We start from the raw sequence: 18,603 nt of genomic DNA, 5'->3' as shown, positions 1-18,603 counted from the left end.
TACCCGCTCCTCGAGAGGGTGGAGGGGAGGCTCCAGGAGTTCATCGTGACAAAGGATCGCCGGTTCATATCGATGACCGCGGTGAACATGCACTCCGACGTCTTTGACAACGTTGCACAGTTCCAATTCTACCAGAAGAGAGAAGGAGAAGTGCTGATGCGAATCGTGAAGAAACCAGCGTACAACGACCGGGATACGGAGCGCGTTCTCCGGGAACTCGATAGAAAGTTCGAAGGCGACGTGGATGTGACCATCCGCTTCGTCGGGAAGATCCCCCGCACCAGGCGCGGCAAATACCAGTTCCTGATACAGGACCTGCCGCTGGACCAGCAGGAACCCGGTCGACATGAGGCAGAATGCAGAAACAAGTCAGGTTGATGGCAGCAGGCGACATATGGCTGCAGACGGGGAGGAACCGGCACCCGTTCAGGGAGGTCCGGCACCTCCTCCAGGATAAGGACCTCCTCTTCGGGAACCTCGAGACCGCCCTCTCCGAGACGGGGGAGCGGGCGCAGAAGCATCATGTGATCGCTTCACCCCCGGAAGCGGCCCGATACCTGGTGGATGCCGGCTTTGATCTCCTCAGCGTGGCAAACAATCACTCCGTCGACCTCGGTGCCGAGGGCCTCAACAACACCCTGCGTACACTCGAGAGCCGGGGTATCCTCCCCATCGGGGCGTCGGCGTCACCGAACCGGCAGGAACCGATTATCCTCGAGAAGAACGGCATAGCAATAGGGTTTGCCGGCTACACGACGGGCAGGACCGTCTTTTCCGGCGGCGCATCGGTCAACCGGCTGATTGAGGAGGATATCGTTGCGGATATCGCATCCCTTGCGGGCAAGTGCGACCATATAGCGGTCTCACTGCACTGGGGGACGGAGATGGCCTACTATCCGTCGCCGGGGCAGATCGACCTCGCTCACCGGCTCATCGACGCGGGGGCCACCCTGATCCTCGGGCACCACTCCCATACCATGCAGGCGATCGAACGCTACCATAGCGGGCTCATCGCCTACTCGCTCGGCATGTTCCAGTTCGACCCGAACTGGCCTCACAACCTCTCGCAGGAGGCATTCATCCTCTCGGTCGACCTGCAGGAGGGCGGTGTCGTCGGGAAGCATGAGGTGATACCGCTCACCGTCGACGACGATTTTGTGCCTCGCCCTGCGGAGGAGGTACGGAGTGAGGAGATCCGGGCCTTCATCACTGAGATCTCGAAACCGGTCGCCGGAGGCGGGATCACCTGGGCACGGTGGTTTGAGGAGATCGCGCCGGCCTACATGACGATGAACCTCGAGAGTTACCGTTACCGGATACGCGAGAGAGGCCTCCTTCCCCTCCTGGAGATGGGTGTCTGGCTCTGCACACCTTTCTGCCTGAAGTGTTACGGCGGGCTGATCCGCCGGTCTCTCCGCCCGTTGTCGGTGCAGGAGAGGCGCGCTCCCAGGAAAGATGCCGGCAACTGAGCGTGGACCCACTTTGAGCATACGGATCCGGCAGACATGAAGAAATATTCCACGTCTGAAGATCCTCTGCAGTACCCATAACCCTTTTTCCCTGGAAAGCCGCCGGGTGCCCGGGGCTCAGACCACAAAACACTCATTATAATTAGTGACAAATATTGAGGAGAGGAGTGTAAACAATTTGTCCGCGATTCCGAAGGAGGAGTATCTGTTCAAGTGCACCTCGGCCTGTGCGGGGTGCAGCTCTTCCCTGTGTCTGCGTTACGTGCTGAAGGCGGCCGGCCCGGATTCCGTTCTGGTCGTGCCTGCCTGCTGCACCAGCGTCATCCAGGGGATATACCCCGGCACGGCGATGAACGTGCCCGTATATAATATAGCATTTGCCGCAGCCGCCGCCTGCGCTTCCGGCTTGAGCAACGCTCTCGCGGCGCTTGGGAAAGAGACCAACGTCATCGTCTATGCGGGTGACGGCGGAACGGTTGATATCGGGATTCAGGCACTCTCCGGCGCTTTTGAGCGTGGAACTGATTTCCTCTACATCTGCTACGACAACGAGGCATACGGCAACACCGGCATGCAGCGGTCGGGCGCAACACCGCTCGGGGCACGCACCACTACAACCCCCGGCGGCAAGCCCACGGCCAAGAAGGACCTCGACCGGATCGTCGAGGCGCATAACCCCCCCTACATGGCGACCGCCTGCAGCGCTTACCCTCTTGACCTCTACAAGAAGGTGAAGAAGGCGCTCTCGATACCGGGGCCGAAGTTCATCCATATCCTGGCACCGTGCCCGCCGGGGTGGCGCTACCCTACGGAGAAGACGGTCGAGATGGGGAAACTGGCGGTGAAGACCGGGACGTGGATCCTCTACGAGCGTGAGTTCGGGAAACTCACGATCAACGGTCCGTCAAAGGCCGCGATGAAGCGGCCCGCGCCCCTGGAGGAGTACATCAACGGCCAGGGCCGGTTCAAGAACCTGAGCCCCGAGATCATGGACGAGATGCGGCAGCAGGTAGAACAGAACATTCAGCGCCTTTCCCGCGAGGAGGCCGGCGTATGCTGACGATCGCGACCGGCAACAAGGCGGTAGCAGCCGCGGTGAAGGCCGCAAAACCAGGTGTCATTGCCGCATACCCGATCACCCCCCAGACCGAGATCGTCGAGCAGATCGCTGAGTATGTCACCGCCGGCGACCTCAAAAGTCAGTACATCCCGGTGGAGAGCGAGCACTCGGCCATGGCCGCCTGTATCGGGGCGAGCGCGGGCGGCGTGCGGACGTTCACGGCGACGAGCTCGCACGGTCTCCTCTACATGCACGAGATGGTCCACTGGGCGGCGGGCGCGCGCCTCCCGATCGTCATGGCGAACGTCAACCGCGCCCTCGGGCCCGGGTGGAACACCTGGGCGGAGCACTCCGATGCCTTCTCCCAGCGCGACACGGGCTGGTTGCAGGTCTTCGTGAGCACGGTCCAGGAGGCCTACGACGCCACCCTGATGGCGTTCAAGATCGCCGAGCACGAGGATGTCCTCCTCCCGGTGATGGTCAACCTGGACGGGTTCGCGCTGAGCCACATCATGCAGTCGCTCGAGACGGTGGAGATCGGCGACTTCCTGCCCGCCTACCACCTCCCGCACGCCATCGATACAGAGAACCCTCTCGTCTACGGCCCCATGACCGGGCCGGCCGATTACTTCCGGTTCCGCTGGGATATCGAGCGGTCGATGCGCGACGCGAGAGGCGTGATCGCGGACGTCGAGCGTGAGTTTGCGGAACGGTTCGGCCGCTCCTACGGCCCCACCGAGGATTACCGGTGCGAGGACGCCGACGTCATCGTCATCGCCATGGGAACGCTCGGGAAAGAGGCGGAGGTGGCGGTCGACCGCCTCCGCGATGAGGGGATAAAGGCCGGGTCCATGCGCCTGCGCTGGTTCCGCCCCTTCCCGGACCTCGACCTTGCCAGGCGGGAGGTCGTGGTGATCGACCGCGACTACTCCTTCGGCTTTGGTGGTGTGCTGGCGCATGCCGTCAGGTCGAAGACGGGCATCGCGCCCTACAGCGTGATCGCCGGCCTCGGCGGCCAGGAAGTCACCTACAACGATATCGCGGACTTCGTCAGGAACCGGCATCCCGGTGAGGAGACCTGGTTCGGGGTGAGCGACCATGTATGAGATCAGGATTCACTCCCGGGGCGGGCAGGGCGGCGTCACCGCCGCCAAGCTTCTCGCCCTCGCAGCGTTCAGGGACGGGAAATACGCAACAGCCTGCCCATTCTACGGGGCAGAGCGGCGCGGGGCGCCGGTCGTCTCGTTCGTCAGGATCGATGACAAACCGATCAAGATCTACAGCCAGATCCATGAGCCGGATCTCGTGATCGTGCTCGACACAAGCATCATGGACGTCGTGGACGTCCTGCAGGGTCTCAAGGGCGACGGGACAGTCCTCCTGAACAGTGCCCATCCGCTCGCCGGATGTAACGGGACCTGCCGTCACGTCGACCTGACCGGGATCGCGCTCGCCGAGAACCTTGTGATCGCCGGGAGCCCCATCCTCAACACCCCGGTGCTCGGGGCGCTCGCGAAGATGGGCGTCGTCACCCTCCCCTCGGTCGAGAAGGCGATCCGGGAGATGTTTGCCGACGAACGGAACGTGAAGGCTGCAGAAGCAGCATATGAGGAGTTGAAGGTATGAGAGAGAGACTTGCGCTCAGCAGGCCCACGGAGGCCTCTTCGGGGAAGACGGGATCGTGGCGGACGTTCCGGCCTGTCGTGGACCACGAAGCGTGCAACGCCTGCGGGCTCTGCGCCCAGTACTGCCCGGACGGGGTCATCGACGAGGAACTCGATATCGACCTCGACTACTGCAAGGGGTGCGGCATCTGCGCAAACGAGTGCCCGAAACAGGCCATCGCTATGGTGCGCGAGGAGCGCTGACCTCCTCCCCATCGATGGGACATCTCGCCATATACTCCAGGGTCAACTACCCCCGACTTCAGTCGGGGGCATGATACCGTAGGTGGCACCATGCTCTTTACAGGCTTGCGATTCCACCTCTCCCCCGGTGTCGGGGGAGCAGACCGCAATAGGCCGGTTGACAGCGGCCCTGGCAGCGATGTTCCTGGCTGCGTTGATGTCGGCGTTCTCGGTATGCCCGCACGCGAGGCAGCAGAACGCTGCCTGGCTTGAGCGATTATCGGGGTGAACAAACCCGCAGGCACTGCACTGCTGGCTCGTATACGCCCCGTCGATCACCTGCACCCGGACCCCGGTTCGGCGTGCCTTGTACTCGATGAAAGATCGGAGCTGGTGGAACGCCCACTTGTGGTGTCGTTCGCGCTGGTCATGTCTAACCGTGGTCCGCAGGAGGATACCCTTCAGGTCTTCCAGGGCGATCCCTCGCTTCGTGCCTTCTGCCGCGCAAACGATCTGCTTGCTGATGATGTGGTTCGTGTCGGTCTTAAACCGGCGCTCTCTGCCGGCGATCTTCTGCAGTCTCCGCTTGGCCGACCTGGTGCCCGTCTTCTGGAGTATCCCCCGGAGTCTGCCGTACCGCTGCCGTACTTTCTCGGTGGCGTCGCTGGAGAAGGTTGCTCCGTCGCTCGTGGTGGCGATCGTCACCACCCCGAGATCGACCCCGAGGTACTCGGAGGGGTCGGCAGGCTCGACGTCCGGGATCTCCACGGTCGCGTAGAGCCAGAACGCCCCGTCCCGGTAGACGAGGTCCGTCTGCGTGACGGTCGCGACCGCCGGGAAGTACGCGGGCTTGCTGTACCGGAGGTTGATCCGGCCGTCCAGCGTCCAGATGCTCACTCGATTCCGCCCAATGGAGAGTACCCGGGCATCGTAGCAGATGGCCCCGTGCTCCCGGAACGAGATCTCAGTGAGGGTCTTCAAGGGTTTGCCGAGAACCGCGAGCACCTTGTTCTGCTCCTTGATCGCCTCCCGGGTGCTCCGGTAACTCCCGGCAACCTTGCGGATGGCAAGAAGGGTCATCTGGGCCGAGAGCCCAAAGGTCTCCCGGACGTGGCGGTACAGCCGCTTCTGCAGGCCGATATTGGAGAACTGGCGTTCAGAAAAGGCAACCGGCGAAACCGCGTTGCAGGCGGCATTGTACCGCTCCATCGTGGCGAACAACAGCAGCCGTTCGCCGGGAGACGCAAACAACCGCAACTTCGTCACCGATTGCATACACCGTCTCGATTGGCGCTCGCCCGGCATAAAGAATACCCCGCGGGGTGAAAGTGTATCGTGATATGTGGAGGGCCGATTCCTCCCACGACTCAAGTCGCGGGAATCCTCGGCCCATTGTCTTGAACCGGTAGAAGTGCATGTAGCCGCAGCCCCGGCATCGGGTCGTCATATGGTTGCTCCCGACAACGAGGTCGTGCGGCCTCGCGACCCCACAGTTTTTACACCGTGCACCAGCCTCGATATTCCAGACATCGTAACGCCCGATCAGGGTGCAGGTCCCGATCGCGTCGGTATCCTCAAACCTGGGAATGAAGACCCGTGTCGCTCCGCAGTTCGAACAGACAACCTGCGCCTGCGCGGAGACTGCTTTTATGATCTGGTCGACATCCTCGCCGCAGTGGTAGCAGCGGGTGCGGTGCCGGGTGAAGATGAACCGCTCACTCATGCATGAGACTTGATGGCCTCCAGATAAAACCTCTGTCTCCCGCTCTGCATGCCGCGCTGTCCGGGATCTGCCGTCCGGGAATGCGACTGATGGCGAGCATGAGCACCGGCAGGTGCGAGCGCGACTGGCAGCAGGGCAGGAACGCGAGAAGATCAGGAGTTTTCGGCGGGGGTCGGGAGGAGGGCAAACGTTAAATAGCACTCCCGCACTTCTGTCGCCATCGAGGAGGTTTATGAGATGGCAGCGTTGAGAGTCGCACCGTATGTCTGTGCTTACTCGGATGAGAACGAGGAGAATCTTCATATCGAGATCGAATTACCGGGCGTCGAGAAGAAGGACATCACATTTAAGATGCAGGAGACCAGTTTCTCCATAGATGCATCCCGCGGCGACGTCCGCTACGTCGGCACCTACGCGGTCGGCTGTCCCGTCGATACTGACAGGGCAAAGGCGACCTTCAGGAACGGCCTGCTGACCGTGGATGTTCCCTACATACAACCGGTCGCGGAGGAGACGAAGGAGATCCCCATCGCGGAGTGAGGAGGGCGGGGGCCGGGCCAGGCCGGAGTTCTCTTTTTTATCCCGGGGTATCGTCGGATACCCTTCGTCCCGGCGGTGGATGGGTGGTTCCATACCGGGAGCGCCCCTTCCACCGGGAAGAGTCATCTTTATTAGCCTGCATCCTCACGTCAGAGTATGAACCCGGCACGCGGACATGACCCGAAAGCGCCAGAAGCACCGGTGCGGGAAGAAGCACCACCGAACCGGCTGATCCACGAACAGAGCCCATACCTGCTCCAGCATGCCCACAACCCCGTCGACTGGTACCCCTGGGGCAAAGAAGCTTTTTTAAAGGCACGGGAGGAAGGCAAACCGATATTCCTCTCTATCGGCTACTCGGCCTGCCACTGGTGCCACGTCATGGAGGAGGAGTCGTTTGCAGATCCGCAGGTCGCAAAACTCTTAAACGCCGTCTTCATCTGCATCAAGGTGGACCGCGAAGAGCGGCCGGATATCGACCAGGTCTACATGGCAGCTGCTCATGCGCTGACCGGGGCCGGGGGATGGCCGCTCACCATCTTCATGACCCCGGACCTAAAACCGTTCTTTGCAGCGAGTTACATACCCAAAGAGAGCCGGTACGGGATGACCGGCCTCTTGGACCTCATCCCACGGATCAGCAAGATCTGGCAGGGTCAGCGGCAGGAACTCGAGCACGCCGGCGATCAGGTGCTGGAAGCGTTGCAGAGCGCGGCCCACACCCCTCCAGGGGGGAGCGAACTCTCGGAGGCGATCCTCGATGAGGCCTACGAGACCTTCTTCCGGATCTTCGACGGGGAGAACGGCGGGTTCGGGGACGCGCCCAAGTTTCCGGCACCACACAACCTCATATTCCTGCTCCGGTACTGGAATCGGACCGGCAAGGAGCCGGCATACACGATGGTCGAGAAGACGCTGCATGCCATGCGGCGGGGCGGGATCTTCGACCAGATCGGCTACGGGTTCCATCGCTACTCGACGGACGCAGAGTGGATCGTCCCGCACTTCGAGAAGATGCTCTACGACCAGGCGCTCCTCGTTCTGGCGCATACGGAGACCTACCTCGCGACAGGGAGGGAGGAGTTTGCCAGGACCGCCCGGGAGGTGATTGCCTATGTCCTGCGGGAGATGACCGATCCGGGCGGCGGCTTCTACTCAGCGGAGGACGCGGACAGCGAAGGCGAGGAGGGGAAGTTCTACCTCTGGACGAAGGCCGAGATCCTGCAGGTTCTCGGGGAGGAGGACGGTGAGCGATTCTCCCGCATCTTCGGCGTCACGGAGCCGGGCAACTACCGGGAGCAGCCGGGTGGGAGGAGAACGGGCAAAAACGTCCTCCGCCTGCGGCGCCCGCTGGCGTCATGGGCTCACGAGTTCTCGACCTCGGAGGAGGACCTGGCGTGGTTTGTGGAAGGGGCCCGGCGGAAGCTCTTTGCGGCCCGGGAAGAGCGGGGCCGCCCGGCAAAGGACGACAAAATCCTCACCGACTGGAACGCCCTCATGATAGCCGCTCTCGCCAGGGCCGCCCGGGTCTTCGACGACCCGGAGTACCTGGCGGCGGCGGAGAGGGCAGCCGCGTTCGTCCTCAAGAGCCTGCGCCTGCCGGACGGGCGGCTCCTCCACCGCTACCGGAACGGGGAGGCCGGCCTCGCCGCGACCCTCGATGATTACGCGTTCATGCTCTGGGCCCTCATCGAGGTCTACGAGGCTTCGTTCTCCCCGGGCTACCTCAAAACGGCCACCGAACTCTCCCGGGACCTGGTCGCCCACTACTGGGACTGCAGCCATGGGGGGTTCTTCTTTGCGCCGGACGACGGAGACACCCCCGTCCGCCAGAAAACGGCCTATGACGCGGCGATTCCCTCCGGGAACAGCACGGCCATGTATGCCCTCTTCGTCCTCGGTCGGATGACGGCGAACCTCGAACTCGAAGAGACGGCGAACCGGATACGGCACGTCTTTGCCGACGCCGTCCGCGATACCCCTACCGCCTACTCCTACTTCCTCACCGGCCTTGAGTTCATGCTGGGGCCGAACTTCGAGGTGATCATAGCCGGCGTTCCTGGTGCAGAGGATACGAGAGCAATGGTCAGCGTTATCCGGTTGCACTATACGCCCGACACCGTCGTCATCTTCCGCCCCACTGATGAGGAAGAGCCGGAGATTACAAGAATAGCCGGATTTACCCGGGATATCGTGACGATCGAGGGGAGAGCGACAGCGTATGTCTGCACCAACTACGCCTGCGACATCCCGACAACCGATCCCGACGAGATGCTCCGGCTCATGAAAACGACCCAAAGGCCGCCGGAGCCGGTCATCTGACGGCAGGATTATAGTATCATTTGACGGAGTGATACCCCGCGGGCGCAAGTTCCCGCGAGGAGTCAGATATGATGATGCGAAACGGAGTTGATATGGCGAAGGTGAACGCCCGTGTTGAAGCCATGCAGAAGGACCCGGCAGAGGGCAAAAGAACCCTCTCCGGCATCACCAGCTGGAACGGCGGTGCGCACTCCACCACGATCGTCCGGAACTTCGCCATTCCGGCCGACGAACCGGCCGCCCTCGGCGGGACCGACCGGGGAGCGAGCCCGATGGAGCTGGTGCTCACCGCACTTTCCGCCTGCATCGCGATCTCTATCGCCTACAGCGCGGCTGAAGATGAGGTTGAGGTCCGTTCCATCGATATCGATGTCGAGGGCGACCTCGACCTCAGGGGGCTCTTTGAGGTCTCCGGCGATGTTCGGCCGGGTTTTGAGGAAGTTCGGGTGACCGTCCGGATGGGTGCCGATGCACCGCGGGAGAAGATCGAGGAACTCGTGAGCCGCGGCTACCGGCGCTCGCCGGTCGCGGACTCGCTCGAGGAGAGGGTGCCGGTCAGGGTCTCTCTCGCACAGGAGTATACGGGGGCGATGTGACTGCTCGCCCGGAAAAAGACGACTGTCTCTGGATAGCCCGGAACCATTTTTTGAGGAAAACGCTGCAATAAAAGGAAGGGAATGGGGTTCAATCCTTAACCAACGGGTAGTTCGCCGCCTCCCAGCCGATGGTGCCGCCGAGCAGGTTGATAACATGCCGGAACCCGTGCTTCTGGAGGATGCTTGCCGCAAGGCTCCCCTTGAACCCGACATCGCAGTGGACGACGATCTGTTTCTCCTCCGGGACTTCCTCCAGATGCTCTTCGAGGTGCCCGACGTAGATGTGGTGGGAGCCCCGGATGTGGCCGTTCTCCTCCCGGTGCTTGATATCCCGCACGTCGAGGATGTAGATCGCCGGGTCGTCCAGGTGCTCCGCGAGGTCGGAGGGGGACCAGGTGCCGGTCCTCTCGATCCTCTCGCCCTGCTTGAACCAGGCCGGAAATCCACCGGCGAGGTATCCGGCAATATTGTCGTAGCCAAGCCGCACGAAGTGGCGCACCACACGACCCATCTCCAGGTTGAAGTCGTCCACGAGGACGATCGGGTTCTCGTAGTTCAGGTAGTAGCCCATGTAGAGGGGAAGGCCCTCCCGCCAGATGTTGGTGGTTCCCGGGATATGCCCCCCGGCGAAGCTCGTCGGCGACCGGATGTCGACGACCTGCGCCTTCCGGCCCAGGAGAGAGCGTATCTCCCGGGCCGTATAGGCTCGCAGGTGTGGCAGGTTGTAGATCAGAGGGGGACCGTCTTTGTTGAGTTTTCGCATCATCGTAAAATACGGCGGCTCATAGAGCCGCTCGTTCACCTTATAATCGACAAACTCTTCCTCCCCCATGGAGAGCAGCGGGTTCGTCGCCGCCTCAAAACCTATGGTCGTGTACTCCCGGTCGCTGATATTCCCGCCGCAGACCGAACCGGCGCCGTGGGCGGGGCAGACGATCACGCCGTCAGCGAGCGGGAGGATCTTATCGTGCAGGCTTGCATACAGCATCTCCGACATCTCCCGCCGCTGGTCTTCGCCGGCAAGGTCGGTCCTCCCGACATCACCAGCGAAGAGCGCATCGCCCGTAAAGACCATCAGCGGGTCGTCGGAGACCGACAGGTCCCGCATCAGGAGGGATATGCTCTCTACAGTGTGGCCGGGCGTCTCCAGGACCTCAACCTCGAACGGTCCGAGTCTGAATGTCTCCCCTTCCTCGACGCCGGTGCCGAACCCAAACTCTTCCCGTGCCCCGTGGAAGATCTCCGCTCCAGTCGGGCAGGCGAGTTCCCGGGAGCCGCTGACGTAATCCTCGTTCTTATGCGTCTCAAAGATTCTGGTGATCTTCATGTTCTGGCGTTCGGCGATGGTCGTGTAGGCCAGGCAGTCACGCCTCGGATCGATGACCACCGCCTCGCCGCCCGCCCCTATGATATATGAGTTGTGAGCAAGGATATCAGACTTGATCTTCTCAAACAGCATCCGTGTGCATCTCCCCGGCGGGGTTCCGCCGCCCGTTCCGATGCGCCGGAATACGGAAGAAGTGTATAAAAAGGTTTCTGGGAATACGGAGAGAAAGGCAGACGCTACTGCCCACCGCCCGGACACCGGTCGTCACGAGGCAGGCGGGACTGCTCACCCAACCGTGCGGTCCTGACCGAAAGAATGCTTCCCACAGCCTTGAACGCATCCTCAAGCTCCGAGAAGTTCGGGATCCGGCAACTCCGCAGGATACGCAGGCCGCTCCTGATACTATCGCCGCCAAGCATGCAGCCCACCACCATCTTCTCCGTGTTCCGGGAGAGCCGGACGATCTCGTTTGCAACGTGCGCCGGATCGGCGAGCGTGGTTGGCACGGCGATAACAAACGCTATGTCCCAGAAGTCCTGGTGTCGGATCAGAACATCAAAGAGAGCGGCGAACCGGGCCGCGTCGGCGTCTCCGACGATATCCATGGGGTTTGCGTGGTTCCAGAACTGAGGGAGGAACGCGTTGAGTTCACGGACCACATCGTCGGGGAGGTCGACCATATCGATCCCGTGCGTCTCGGCGTAGTCGGATGCGAGGACGGCGAACCCTCCCGCACTGGTGACGGCGATCGCGCGTTTCCCCTGCGGGTAGCCTTCGGACGCCAGGAGCTCCGCCAGGTGAAAGGCGTCCCGCAGGCCCCGGGCTGGGATCACCCCCGCCTGCCTGAACGCCGCGATGTAGACATCGTAACTCCCGGCAAGCGATCCGGTATGGGATGACGCCGCGGCCTTGCCCTTCCGGGACGACCCGGACTTCACCGCCACCACCGGTTTTTTCCCGGCGACCTCGCGCATGACATGCATGAAACCGCGCCCATCCTGGATCTCCTCGATGTAGAGGGTGACCGATCGGGTCTTTGGGTCCTGCTCGGCGAACCGGAGATAGTGCTCAAACCCGAGGTCCGCCTGGTTGCCGACGCTGATCACGCTCGAAAACCCAAACTCCTCCGGGAGGCTCCAGTCGACGACGGTGGTGATGATCGCGCCGCTCTGGGAGATGAAGGCCACATCCCCGGGCCTCGGTGAGACCGGGTCGAACGTGGCGTTGATCCCCTGATGCGGCATCATGATCCCGAGGCAGTTCGGGCCGATGATCCGGATACCGTGCCTGCGTGCGATCTTCACAACCACCTCTTCGAGTGCCGCGCCAGCGCCACCGATCTCGCGGAACCCGGCAGTAACGATGACGGCGAGCCGGACGCCTTTCTCCCCGCACTCCTCCATCACCCCCGGGACGAGGTGGGCCGGCACGGCGATGACCGCCCAGTCGACCGGGCCCGGGATATCCGCAACAGAGGGGTAGGCCGTTTTCCCGAAGAGTTCTTTCCGGGCCGGGTTGACCGGGTAGAGGTTCCCCGGGAAGGAGAGCAGGTTCCGGAGGACGGAGTAGCCCACCTTGTTCGGGCTCGCGGATGCGCCGATCACGGCGATGGATTCCGGGTAGAGGATATCCGGGGGTGCCCGGATGCTGAGGCGGGCGGCCTCGCCCCCGGCAGTATCCCCAACGATGATCCTCGCATCGACGACGCTGGCTCCTTCTTCAGAGACGATGACCGGGTTGAGATCGAACTCCCGGATCTGCGGGTTCTCGGTGAACTGGCGCGCCATCGTTGCGATGACCCGGACGAGCGCCTCCTCGTCCTTCGGGGACTCCCCCCGGTATCCCCGGATGAGCCGATAGCCTTCAATCTCCCGGACCATTGCACGGATATCGTCGTCGGTGACGGGCAGCACACGGATGGAGATGTCCTCAAGGAGTTCCACGAGCTTCCCACCGAGGCCGAACGTGACGACCTTCCCGAACGACGGGTCGGTCTTCCCGCCGATCAGCACCTCGAGCCCTCCGGGCATCTGCTTCTCCACGATGATGCCGGTGACCACCGCATCCGGGGCACGGGAGGCGCTGTTTTGCATGATCGTATGGTATGCTTCTTCAGCGTCGTCCGGCCCCTCGATCCCGGTGATGACTCCGCCGACATCGCTTTTGTGGACGATCTGCGGCGATACGACCTTCATGACGACAGGGTAGCCTATCCGCCCGGCGGCCGCCCGGGCATCGCCGGCGCTGGTGGCGAGGTGATGGGGCGGCACGGGTATCCCGCACGTCTCCAGCAGGCGGTATCCTTCAGATTCGGTTAACATTCTCTCCGGCATGGATATCCCTCAATCGTATGCGGTCGTGCCCGGGCTGCATGACCGGTGTCTCCATTCCAGGGATTGGGCCGGCCGCCCATAATAGTTATCCAGCTCCCGGGAGCGGGTCCGGTCCCCGCCGGAGGGCGCGGCAGAGGAGGCATACAGAGGGTCCGGGTTCCACGAGACGGGAGAAGCCGGTCGGCATCCGGGGTCTCTGCACCGGCACATGGTACTACGAACCGGAGCTGAATCATACCGAGTAGATCCCTATTCGGTAACTATAATAAACTGTGTTACGACAATTGATGATAGTATGTCGCCGTTTCGATCTACAGGAATCCTCACCGCCGCGGTGCTTGCGGCCCTCGTTGTGCTTATGCTCGCCACCGGGTGCACCGGCACCGAGACCGGTCCGACCGTCGCCCAGAGCGGCCAGACGGCCACGATAACCGATGGATTCGGCCGGACCGTCACCGTCCCGTCGCCTCCGGAGAGTGTCGTCTGCTCAGGCTCAGGGTGTCTCCGCTACCTCGTCTACCTGCAGGACCAGGACCTCGTCGTCGGTGTCGACGACATCGAGAAGAAGGAACAGACGATAGAAGGCCGTCCCTACGCCCTCGCCTACGGGTCGCAGTTCAAAGGGCTCCCGCTGATCGGTGAGTTCCGGGGTAAGGACGACCCTGAGAAGATTCTCGCGATCAGCCCGCAAGTCATCTTCAAGACCGGTTCGAGCGGAACGGCATACGGGACAAGTGCCGCCGAGGCTGAGAAACTCCAGGAGAAGACAGGCATCCCGGTCGTGGCGTTCCCGTACGGCTCGCTCAGAAACGACGCCGAGAAGGCCGAGATGTACGGCGGTCTCCGCGCGATGGGTCAGGTTCTCGGGAGAGAAGACCGGGCCGAAGAGGTGATCGCCTACATCGAGGCGACGATGGCCGACCTCGAGCGCCGGACCGGCGAGATCCCTGAGGCTGAACAGAAGGAGGTCTACGTCGGCGGCGTCTCTTCAGCAGGCGCTCACGGTATCATCTCCACCGAACCGGCCTACCCGCCGTTTTCTTGGGTGCACGCGAAAAACGTTGCCGCAGGTCTCGGCACGGCGCATGCCGATGTCGCGAAAGAGGCGCTCGTCGACTGGGACCCCGGATACATCTTCATCGACGTCGGCACCATCCAGATGGAGGGCGGCGGGGCGATCGATGAACTGAAGAACGACGCGGCGCTCGCGGGCCTCTCCGCCGCGAAGGAAGGCCGGATCTACGGCGTCCTCCCGTACAACTTCTACAACACGAACTACGAGACCGTGCTTGCCGACGCCTACTTCGTCGGGAAGACCCTGTATCCCGACCGGTTCGCCGATGTCGACCCCATCAAGAAGGCAGACGAGATCTACACCTTCTTCCTCGGCAAACCGGTCTTTGGCGACCTGAACAGCCAGTACAGGAACTTCGGATTCGCGGAGATCCCGCTGTAGCGCCGGGTCGAGAAGGAGGATGTGAAAAGATGCACTTTGCAGACGGGACCATCCCGAGAGACTACCTGGGATACGTGCGGCGCAAGTACCTCTGGATCCTCGGCGGGATCATCCTCCTCTTCATCCTCCTGATCGTATCCATATCGGTCGGTGCGGCCGGTCTCCCCCCGTATGACGTCTTTCTCTCCCTCGTGAACGGCACCATCGACCGGATTTATCTGTTTCTTCACCCCGACGCCGCTATGAGCGTCTCCAACGCAGACCGGATCGTCTGGAACATCCGCCTCCCGCAGGCGCTCGCCGCGATCGTCGCCGGGGTCGGGCTCTCGGTGGCAGGTGTCGCCATGCAGTCGATCCTCCGTAACCCGCTCGGATCCCCGTTTACACTCGGCATATCGAACGCCGGTGCCTTTGGGGCGGCCGTCTCGGTCATCCTCCTCGGCACAGGCCAGATGCACTCGACGGTTGCCGACGCCGTCACCTTGAGCAACCCCTACCTGACGACGATCGTAGCATTCGCCTTCTGTCTCCTTGCCACCACTGTGATCCTGCTCATATCCCGTATACGCGGGGCATCCCCTGAGGTGATGGTACTCGCCGGCGTTGCCCTCTCCTCCCTCTTCACGGCGGGGACGATGTTCCTCCAGTACTTCGCCGACGACACCCAGCTCGCCGCGGTCGTCTTCTGGACCTTCGGCGACGTCAGCCGGGCCGGCTGGCAGGAACTCGGAATCATGACGCTCGTCGTTATAGCGGCCTGTCTCTTCTTCGTCGCGAACCGCTGGAACTACAACGCGATCGACGCCGGTGACGAGACCGCAAAAGGACTCGGTGTCAGCGTCGAGCGGGTTCGGGATATTGGGATGGTCGTCGCAGCGCTCGTATCCGCCGTGATCGTCTCGTTTCTGGGGGTCATCGGGTTTGTGGGGCTCGTCTGCCCGCACATGGTGAGGAGAATCATCGGCGACGACCAGCGATACCTGATCCCGGGCTCCTGCGTCATAGGCGGGGTTCTCCTCCTCGCCTCGGACACCGTCGCACGGGTCATTGTGGCACCGTATATCCTCCCGGTAGCCGTGCTCACGGCCTTTCTCGGCGCACCGATCTTCATCTACCTGCTTCTCGTGGGGTATCGGCGATGATTCTCGACGTTGACGGTGTGGCGTTCACCTACCGGAGTTCCCCGGTCATCCGGGATATAACGTTCAGCCTCAGCCCACACCAGGTTCTCGCAATTCTCGGGCCGAATGGTGTTGGAAAGACGACGCTCTTAAAGTGCATGAACGCCATCCTGCGGCCGAAAACCGGGTCTGTCCTCGTCGAGGGGACGGACCTCCTCACCGCGGACCGGATGGCGATCGCCCGGAAGGTAGGCTACGTCCCGCAACGGTGTGAGGTCGGTCGGATGACCGCATTCGACGCTATCCTCCTCGGCCGCCGGCCGCACATCCGGTGGGACGTAACGGAGGCGGACCTCCGGATCGTCGAGGCAGCAGTCCGGATGCTCCGCCTCGAAGATCTCTCGCTCCGGTACATCGATGAGATGAGCGGCGGGGAACTCCAGAAGGTGAGCATTGCCCGGGCGCTCGTGCAGGAACCCCGGGTGCTCCTCCTGGACGAACCGACAAGCAGCCTCGATCTCAAAAACCAGCTTGAGATCCTCGAGATCGTCCGGCGCGTGACGGCGGACCACGACGTTGCCGCGGTGATGACGATGCACGACCTGAACATGGCGCTCCGCTATGCTGACCGGTTCATTCTCTTAAAGGACGGCGTCATTCATGCCGCGGGCGGACCCGATGTGGTGACGCCGGAGATCATCGAGGCGGTCTACGGCGTCCCCGTGACGCTCGAGCGCTACAACGGGTTCTCCGTCGTCGTCCCTCTGGCACCGGAGAGTGCCTGCCCGGAAGGTGGGTTCCCCGAGAGCCCGGGTAACGTATAAGTCCACCGTCATCGATATGCGCGCCAGGCATGGTGCTCGAGATGCTCATCGGGATCACCGAAACGGTCCTCGGGACGTTCGGGGGGCTCTTCATCGTCTACGGAGCGGTGATTGCGATCATCGAGCTCCTGGCGCGGGAGACGCGCCTTCGGGAGCGGAGTTACCACGACATCCGGTGGGTGTTCACCACGCGCATCCTGATCGGCCTCGAGTTCTTCGTTGCCGCCGATGTCTTGAAGACAATCCTTGAACCGACGCTCCAGGACCTGATCGTCCTCGGGTCGCTCGTCACTATCAGGACCGTCATAAGTTATTTCCTCGGGAAGGAGGTGAGCGAACTCCCCGAGGACAAAAAAGTCTGAGGAAGAGTGGGGGCCGGGGCTCGCGGTCACCCGCTCTTCGGGCTCCGCGGGGCCGTTAAGTGCTCGTGAGCCTTCCCGACCACCCGTTTCGAGTTCCCGAAGGTGATCGCCCGGAGCGCCTCATCATACGGGAGCCACTGGTAGGCGATATGCTCGTCCGAGAGCGTCACCGCCTCTTCCGGGGTCTCGATCAGGTAGTAGGCGACCTCCTTGTAGACCGTGTGCCCCCGGCGCTGGAAGAAATAGTGAATCTCCTCCCGGAACCCGGGTATGAACGTGGCCCGGGTGATCCCGGTCTCTTCCTCCAGTTCGCGGAGCACCGTCTCCTCCTCGCTCTCGCCGCGCATGCCGTGCCCCTTCACCAGGTCCCAGTGCCCGGCCCCGTACTGCAGGATGAGGTACTGGAGATCCGTATCCCGGCGGACGACGACAGCCCCGTATGACTTCTCTTTTGCCATGGCCTTTTCAGTCCCGTATAGCAGATCCTCCTGCCCCTGCGAGTTCACGCCCGATGACCCGGAAGTCCTCTTCCAGGGCCTCCCGGTATGCCGGGTTGTAGAGCGCGGCGGCGGGGTGGAGGGTGGGGATGAGGCGAACCGGGTGGCCGAAGAGGACCGCGGGGTAGACGGTCCCCCGGATCTCCGTGATCCGGTCAAATTCAACCGGCAGGGAGGAGAGGATGTACCTGCTCGAATGCCGGCCCAGCATCACGATCACCTTCGGCCTGACGACCCGGATCTGCTCTTCCAGGTACGGGGTGCAGGCCCGGATCTCCTCATCCCTGGGGTCACGGTTCTCAGGCGGCCGGTGCTTTACAATGTTGGCGATGAAGATGTCACCTCGAACGAGACCGATACCCGAGAGGAGGCCATCGAGGAGTTTTCCTGCCCGTCCCACAAACGGCCTCCCGGTGAGGTCTTCCTGCTTACCCGGCGCTTCGCCGATGAGCATGAGGTCGGCCCCGGCATCCCCCTCCCCGGGGACAGCATGGTGGGTGTTCTCCCAGAGAGGGCACTTCCGGCACTCGTCGATGACGGCGGCAAGCCTCTCTATCGCTACCTCTCTCCCCGTCTCCTGCACCATGCCCACACTATTGAGGATAACTCGTATAACCTTCTTATGTATTGCGTTTTGCCGCCGGCGGACCTAACCTCACCCACTCTGGAGCGACCCGCGAAGAGGTATGAGGCGGTGCCACCCCTCCGGCTACGGTTCTCACCAGCCGGCGCGGCACCGTTTTCGTGCTCATAGAGGCCGGTTTGAGTAAAGAAGTTATCTGGAAGGCCCAACGTTTAGATGTGTGTCACAGAAAAGGCATATAGAGGAACGTTGATTTCTCATGCGTGGATACCGGAATCGGTATCTCGAGATGCGCGGGGTCCCCCCATCCCCGGTTGATGCCCCGGATGAAGAGCCCCGCATGCCCGGAGGCAACAGGATGTACGCACTCCGTGTACTAGTGCAACGATTCCCAATTACCGGCACTCTCAACGGAGGAGAAGTATTGATCTTTTTCACACTATCCGGGGGGTTGCCTCTCGGGAGATGGCTTGTCCCCGGTATCCCCACGTACTGCCCCACCCCATGGCGATAGCCACCACGGTCCAGTGCACGAGGAGATTC

General features: G+C 62.3%; 18 protein-coding genes and 1 pseudogene. 13 read left to right on the top strand and 6 right to left on the bottom strand.

Going from position 1 to position 18,603, the window contains the following annotated elements:
• The 6 genes and pseudogenes from BP846_RS05400 to BP846_RS05375 form a co-directional block, all read left to right on the top strand.
• A pseudogene (locus BP846_RS05400) lies at positions 1-378 on the top strand (hypothetical protein); the annotation flags it as partial.
• Positions 357-1,469 (top strand): CapA family protein, encoded by a 1,113-nt coding sequence (locus tag BP846_RS05395; protein WP_292393186.1) that lies wholly within the window; start codon positions 357-359, stop codon positions 1,467-1,469. The pseudogene BP846_RS05400 and the gene BP846_RS05395, both read left to right, overlap by 22 nt.
• 178 nt (positions 1,470-1,647) lie before the next feature.
• A complete protein-coding gene (locus BP846_RS05390; protein ID WP_292393185.1) occupies positions 1,648-2,529 on the top strand; it encodes a thiamine pyrophosphate-dependent enzyme in 882 nt (293 codons plus the stop codon).
• On the top strand, positions 2,523-3,635 hold the full coding sequence (locus tag BP846_RS05385) for a transketolase C-terminal domain-containing protein (protein ID WP_292393184.1): 1,113 nt from the start codon (positions 2,523-2,525) through the stop codon (positions 3,633-3,635). The genes BP846_RS05390 and BP846_RS05385 overlap by 7 nt, the downstream gene beginning before the upstream one ends.
• Complete coding sequence (locus tag BP846_RS05380; protein WP_292393183.1) at positions 3,628-4,155, top strand: 2-oxoacid:acceptor oxidoreductase family protein; 528 nt, start codon at positions 3,628-3,630, stop codon at positions 4,153-4,155. The genes BP846_RS05385 and BP846_RS05380 overlap by 8 nt, the downstream gene beginning before the upstream one ends.
• Complete coding sequence (locus BP846_RS05375) at positions 4,152-4,397, top strand: 4Fe-4S binding protein (RefSeq protein WP_292393182.1); 246 nt, start codon at positions 4,152-4,154, stop codon at positions 4,395-4,397. Before BP846_RS05380 ends, BP846_RS05375 begins: the two co-directional genes overlap by 4 nt.
• A 42-nt stretch (positions 4,398-4,439) precedes the next feature.
• Here BP846_RS05375 and BP846_RS05370 read toward each other — a convergent pair whose 3' ends face one another.
• Together BP846_RS05370 and BP846_RS05365 are read right to left on the bottom strand one after the other, a co-directional pair.
• A complete protein-coding gene (locus BP846_RS05370; protein WP_292393181.1) occupies positions 4,440-5,651 on the bottom strand; it encodes an RNA-guided endonuclease InsQ/TnpB family protein in 1,212 nt (403 codons plus the stop codon).
• Positions 5,533-6,099: a hypothetical protein gene (locus BP846_RS05365; RefSeq protein ID WP_292393180.1), complete on the bottom strand. Its 567-nt coding sequence runs from the start codon at positions 6,097-6,099 to the stop codon at positions 5,533-5,535. Before BP846_RS05365 ends, BP846_RS05370 begins: the two co-directional genes overlap by 119 nt.
• Positions 6,100-6,336: 237 nt before the next feature.
• Here BP846_RS05365 and BP846_RS05360 point away from each other — a divergent pair, with 237 nt between their 5' ends.
• The 3 genes from BP846_RS05360 (at position 6,337) to BP846_RS05350 (ending at position 9,557) form a co-directional block, all read left to right on the top strand.
• Entirely contained in the window at positions 6,337-6,639 is a 303-nt protein-coding gene (locus tag BP846_RS05360; RefSeq protein WP_292393179.1) for an Hsp20/alpha crystallin family protein, read from the top strand.
• 156 nt (positions 6,640-6,795) lie between these two features.
• Positions 6,796-8,961: a thioredoxin domain-containing protein gene (locus tag BP846_RS05355; protein WP_292393178.1), complete on the top strand. Its 2,166-nt coding sequence runs from the start codon at positions 6,796-6,798 to the stop codon at positions 8,959-8,961.
• Positions 8,962-9,029: 68 nt separating this feature from the next.
• A complete protein-coding gene (locus BP846_RS05350) occupies positions 9,030-9,557 on the top strand; it encodes an OsmC family protein (protein WP_292393177.1) in 528 nt (175 codons plus the stop codon).
• Positions 9,558-9,645: 88 nt separating this feature from the next.
• Here BP846_RS05350 and BP846_RS05345 read toward each other — a convergent pair whose 3' ends face one another.
• Entirely contained in the window at positions 9,646-11,016 is a 1,371-nt protein-coding gene (locus BP846_RS05345; protein ID WP_292393176.1) for an MBL fold metallo-hydrolase, read from the bottom strand.
• 104 nt (positions 11,017-11,120) lie between these two features.
• A complete protein-coding gene (locus BP846_RS05340; protein WP_292393175.1) occupies positions 11,121-13,217 on the bottom strand; it encodes an acetate--CoA ligase family protein in 2,097 nt (698 codons plus the stop codon).
• A 295-nt stretch (positions 13,218-13,512) separates the two neighbouring features.
• Here BP846_RS05340 and BP846_RS05335 point away from each other — a divergent pair, with 295 nt between their 5' ends.
• Genes BP846_RS05335 through BP846_RS05320 form a run of 4 tightly spaced genes read left to right on the top strand, consistent with a single transcriptional unit; the run spans position 13,513 to position 16,980 of the window.
• Positions 13,513-14,673: an iron ABC transporter substrate-binding protein gene (locus BP846_RS05335; protein WP_292393174.1), complete on the top strand. Its 1,161-nt coding sequence runs from the start codon at positions 13,513-13,515 to the stop codon at positions 14,671-14,673.
• 29 nt (positions 14,674-14,702) lie between these two features.
• Complete coding sequence (locus BP846_RS05330) at positions 14,703-15,815, top strand: FecCD family ABC transporter permease (RefSeq protein WP_292393173.1); 1,113 nt, start codon at positions 14,703-14,705, stop codon at positions 15,813-15,815.
• On the top strand, positions 15,812-16,618 hold the full coding sequence (locus tag BP846_RS05325; RefSeq protein WP_292393172.1) for an ABC transporter ATP-binding protein: 807 nt from the start codon (positions 15,812-15,814) through the stop codon (positions 16,616-16,618). Before BP846_RS05330 ends, BP846_RS05325 begins: the two co-directional genes overlap by 4 nt.
• A 29-nt stretch (positions 16,619-16,647) precedes the next feature.
• Positions 16,648-16,980 carry a DUF1622 domain-containing protein gene (locus BP846_RS05320; RefSeq protein ID WP_292393171.1) on the top strand — a complete coding sequence of 111 codons (333 nt, stop codon included), beginning with the start codon at positions 16,648-16,650 and terminating at the stop codon, positions 16,978-16,980.
• A gap of 26 nt (positions 16,981-17,006) precedes the next feature.
• On the opposite strand, the gene BP846_RS05315 is transcribed toward BP846_RS05320, so the two are convergent.
• On the bottom strand, positions 17,007-17,438 hold the full coding sequence (locus BP846_RS05315; RefSeq protein ID WP_292393170.1) for a bis(5'-nucleosyl)-tetraphosphatase: 432 nt from the start codon (positions 17,436-17,438) through the stop codon (positions 17,007-17,009).
• 7 nt (positions 17,439-17,445) lie between these two features.
• Positions 17,446-18,063, bottom strand: a complete 618-nt coding sequence (gene udg, locus BP846_RS05310) for a type-4 uracil-DNA glycosylase (RefSeq protein ID WP_292393169.1) — start codon at positions 18,061-18,063, stop codon at positions 17,446-17,448.
• Positions 18,064-18,603 lie beyond the last annotated feature (540 nt).

The sequence above is a fragment of the Methanoculleus sp. UBA303 genome (assembly GCA_002501655.1).
Lineage (GTDB): Archaea > Halobacteriota > Methanomicrobia > Methanomicrobiales > Methanoculleaceae > Methanoculleus.
The sequence above is the reverse complement of the archived record's forward strand: the minus strand, read 5'-3'. Positions and strand labels throughout refer to the sequence as shown.

Coding starts and splice junctions, on each gene's coding strand:
- BP846_RS05360 (WP_292393179.1), top strand. CDS start 6,337: ATGGCAGCGTTGAGAGTCGCACCGTATGTCTGTGCTTACTCGGATGAG.
- BP846_RS05375 (WP_292393182.1), top strand. CDS start 4,152: ATGAGAGAGAGACTTGCGCTCAGCAGGCCCACGGAGGCCTCTTCGGGG.
- BP846_RS05320 (WP_292393171.1), top strand. CDS start 16,648: ATGGTGCTCGAGATGCTCATCGGGATCACCGAAACGGTCCTCGGGACG.
- BP846_RS05350 (WP_292393177.1), top strand. CDS start 9,030: ATGATGATGCGAAACGGAGTTGATATGGCGAAGGTGAACGCCCGTGTT.
- BP846_RS05355 (WP_292393178.1), top strand. CDS start 6,796: ATGAACCCGGCACGCGGACATGACCCGAAAGCGCCAGAAGCACCGGTG.
- BP846_RS05340 (WP_292393175.1), bottom strand. CDS start 13,217: ATGCCGGAGAGAATGTTAACCGAATCTGAAGGATACCGCCTGCTGGAG.
- BP846_RS05385 (WP_292393184.1), top strand. CDS start 2,523: ATGCTGACGATCGCGACCGGCAACAAGGCGGTAGCAGCCGCGGTGAAG.
- BP846_RS05365 (WP_292393180.1), bottom strand. CDS start 6,099: ATGAGTGAGCGGTTCATCTTCACCCGGCACCGCACCCGCTGCTACCAC.
- udg (WP_292393169.1), bottom strand. CDS start 18,063: ATGGTGCAGGAGACGGGGAGAGAGGTAGCGATAGAGAGGCTTGCCGCC.
- BP846_RS05330 (WP_292393173.1), top strand. CDS start 14,703: ATGCACTTTGCAGACGGGACCATCCCGAGAGACTACCTGGGATACGTG.
- BP846_RS05315 (WP_292393170.1), bottom strand. CDS start 17,438: ATGGCAAAAGAGAAGTCATACGGGGCTGTCGTCGTCCGCCGGGATACG.
- BP846_RS05380 (WP_292393183.1), top strand. CDS start 3,628: ATGTATGAGATCAGGATTCACTCCCGGGGCGGGCAGGGCGGCGTCACC.
- BP846_RS05325 (WP_292393172.1), top strand. CDS start 15,812: ATGATTCTCGACGTTGACGGTGTGGCGTTCACCTACCGGAGTTCCCCG.
- BP846_RS05345 (WP_292393176.1), bottom strand. CDS start 11,016: ATGCTGTTTGAGAAGATCAAGTCTGATATCCTTGCTCACAACTCATAT.
- BP846_RS05395 (WP_292393186.1), top strand. CDS start 357: ATGCAGAAACAAGTCAGGTTGATGGCAGCAGGCGACATATGGCTGCAG.
- BP846_RS05370 (WP_292393181.1), bottom strand. CDS start 5,651: ATGCAATCGGTGACGAAGTTGCGGTTGTTTGCGTCTCCCGGCGAACGG.
- BP846_RS05335 (WP_292393174.1), top strand. CDS start 13,513: ATGTCGCCGTTTCGATCTACAGGAATCCTCACCGCCGCGGTGCTTGCG.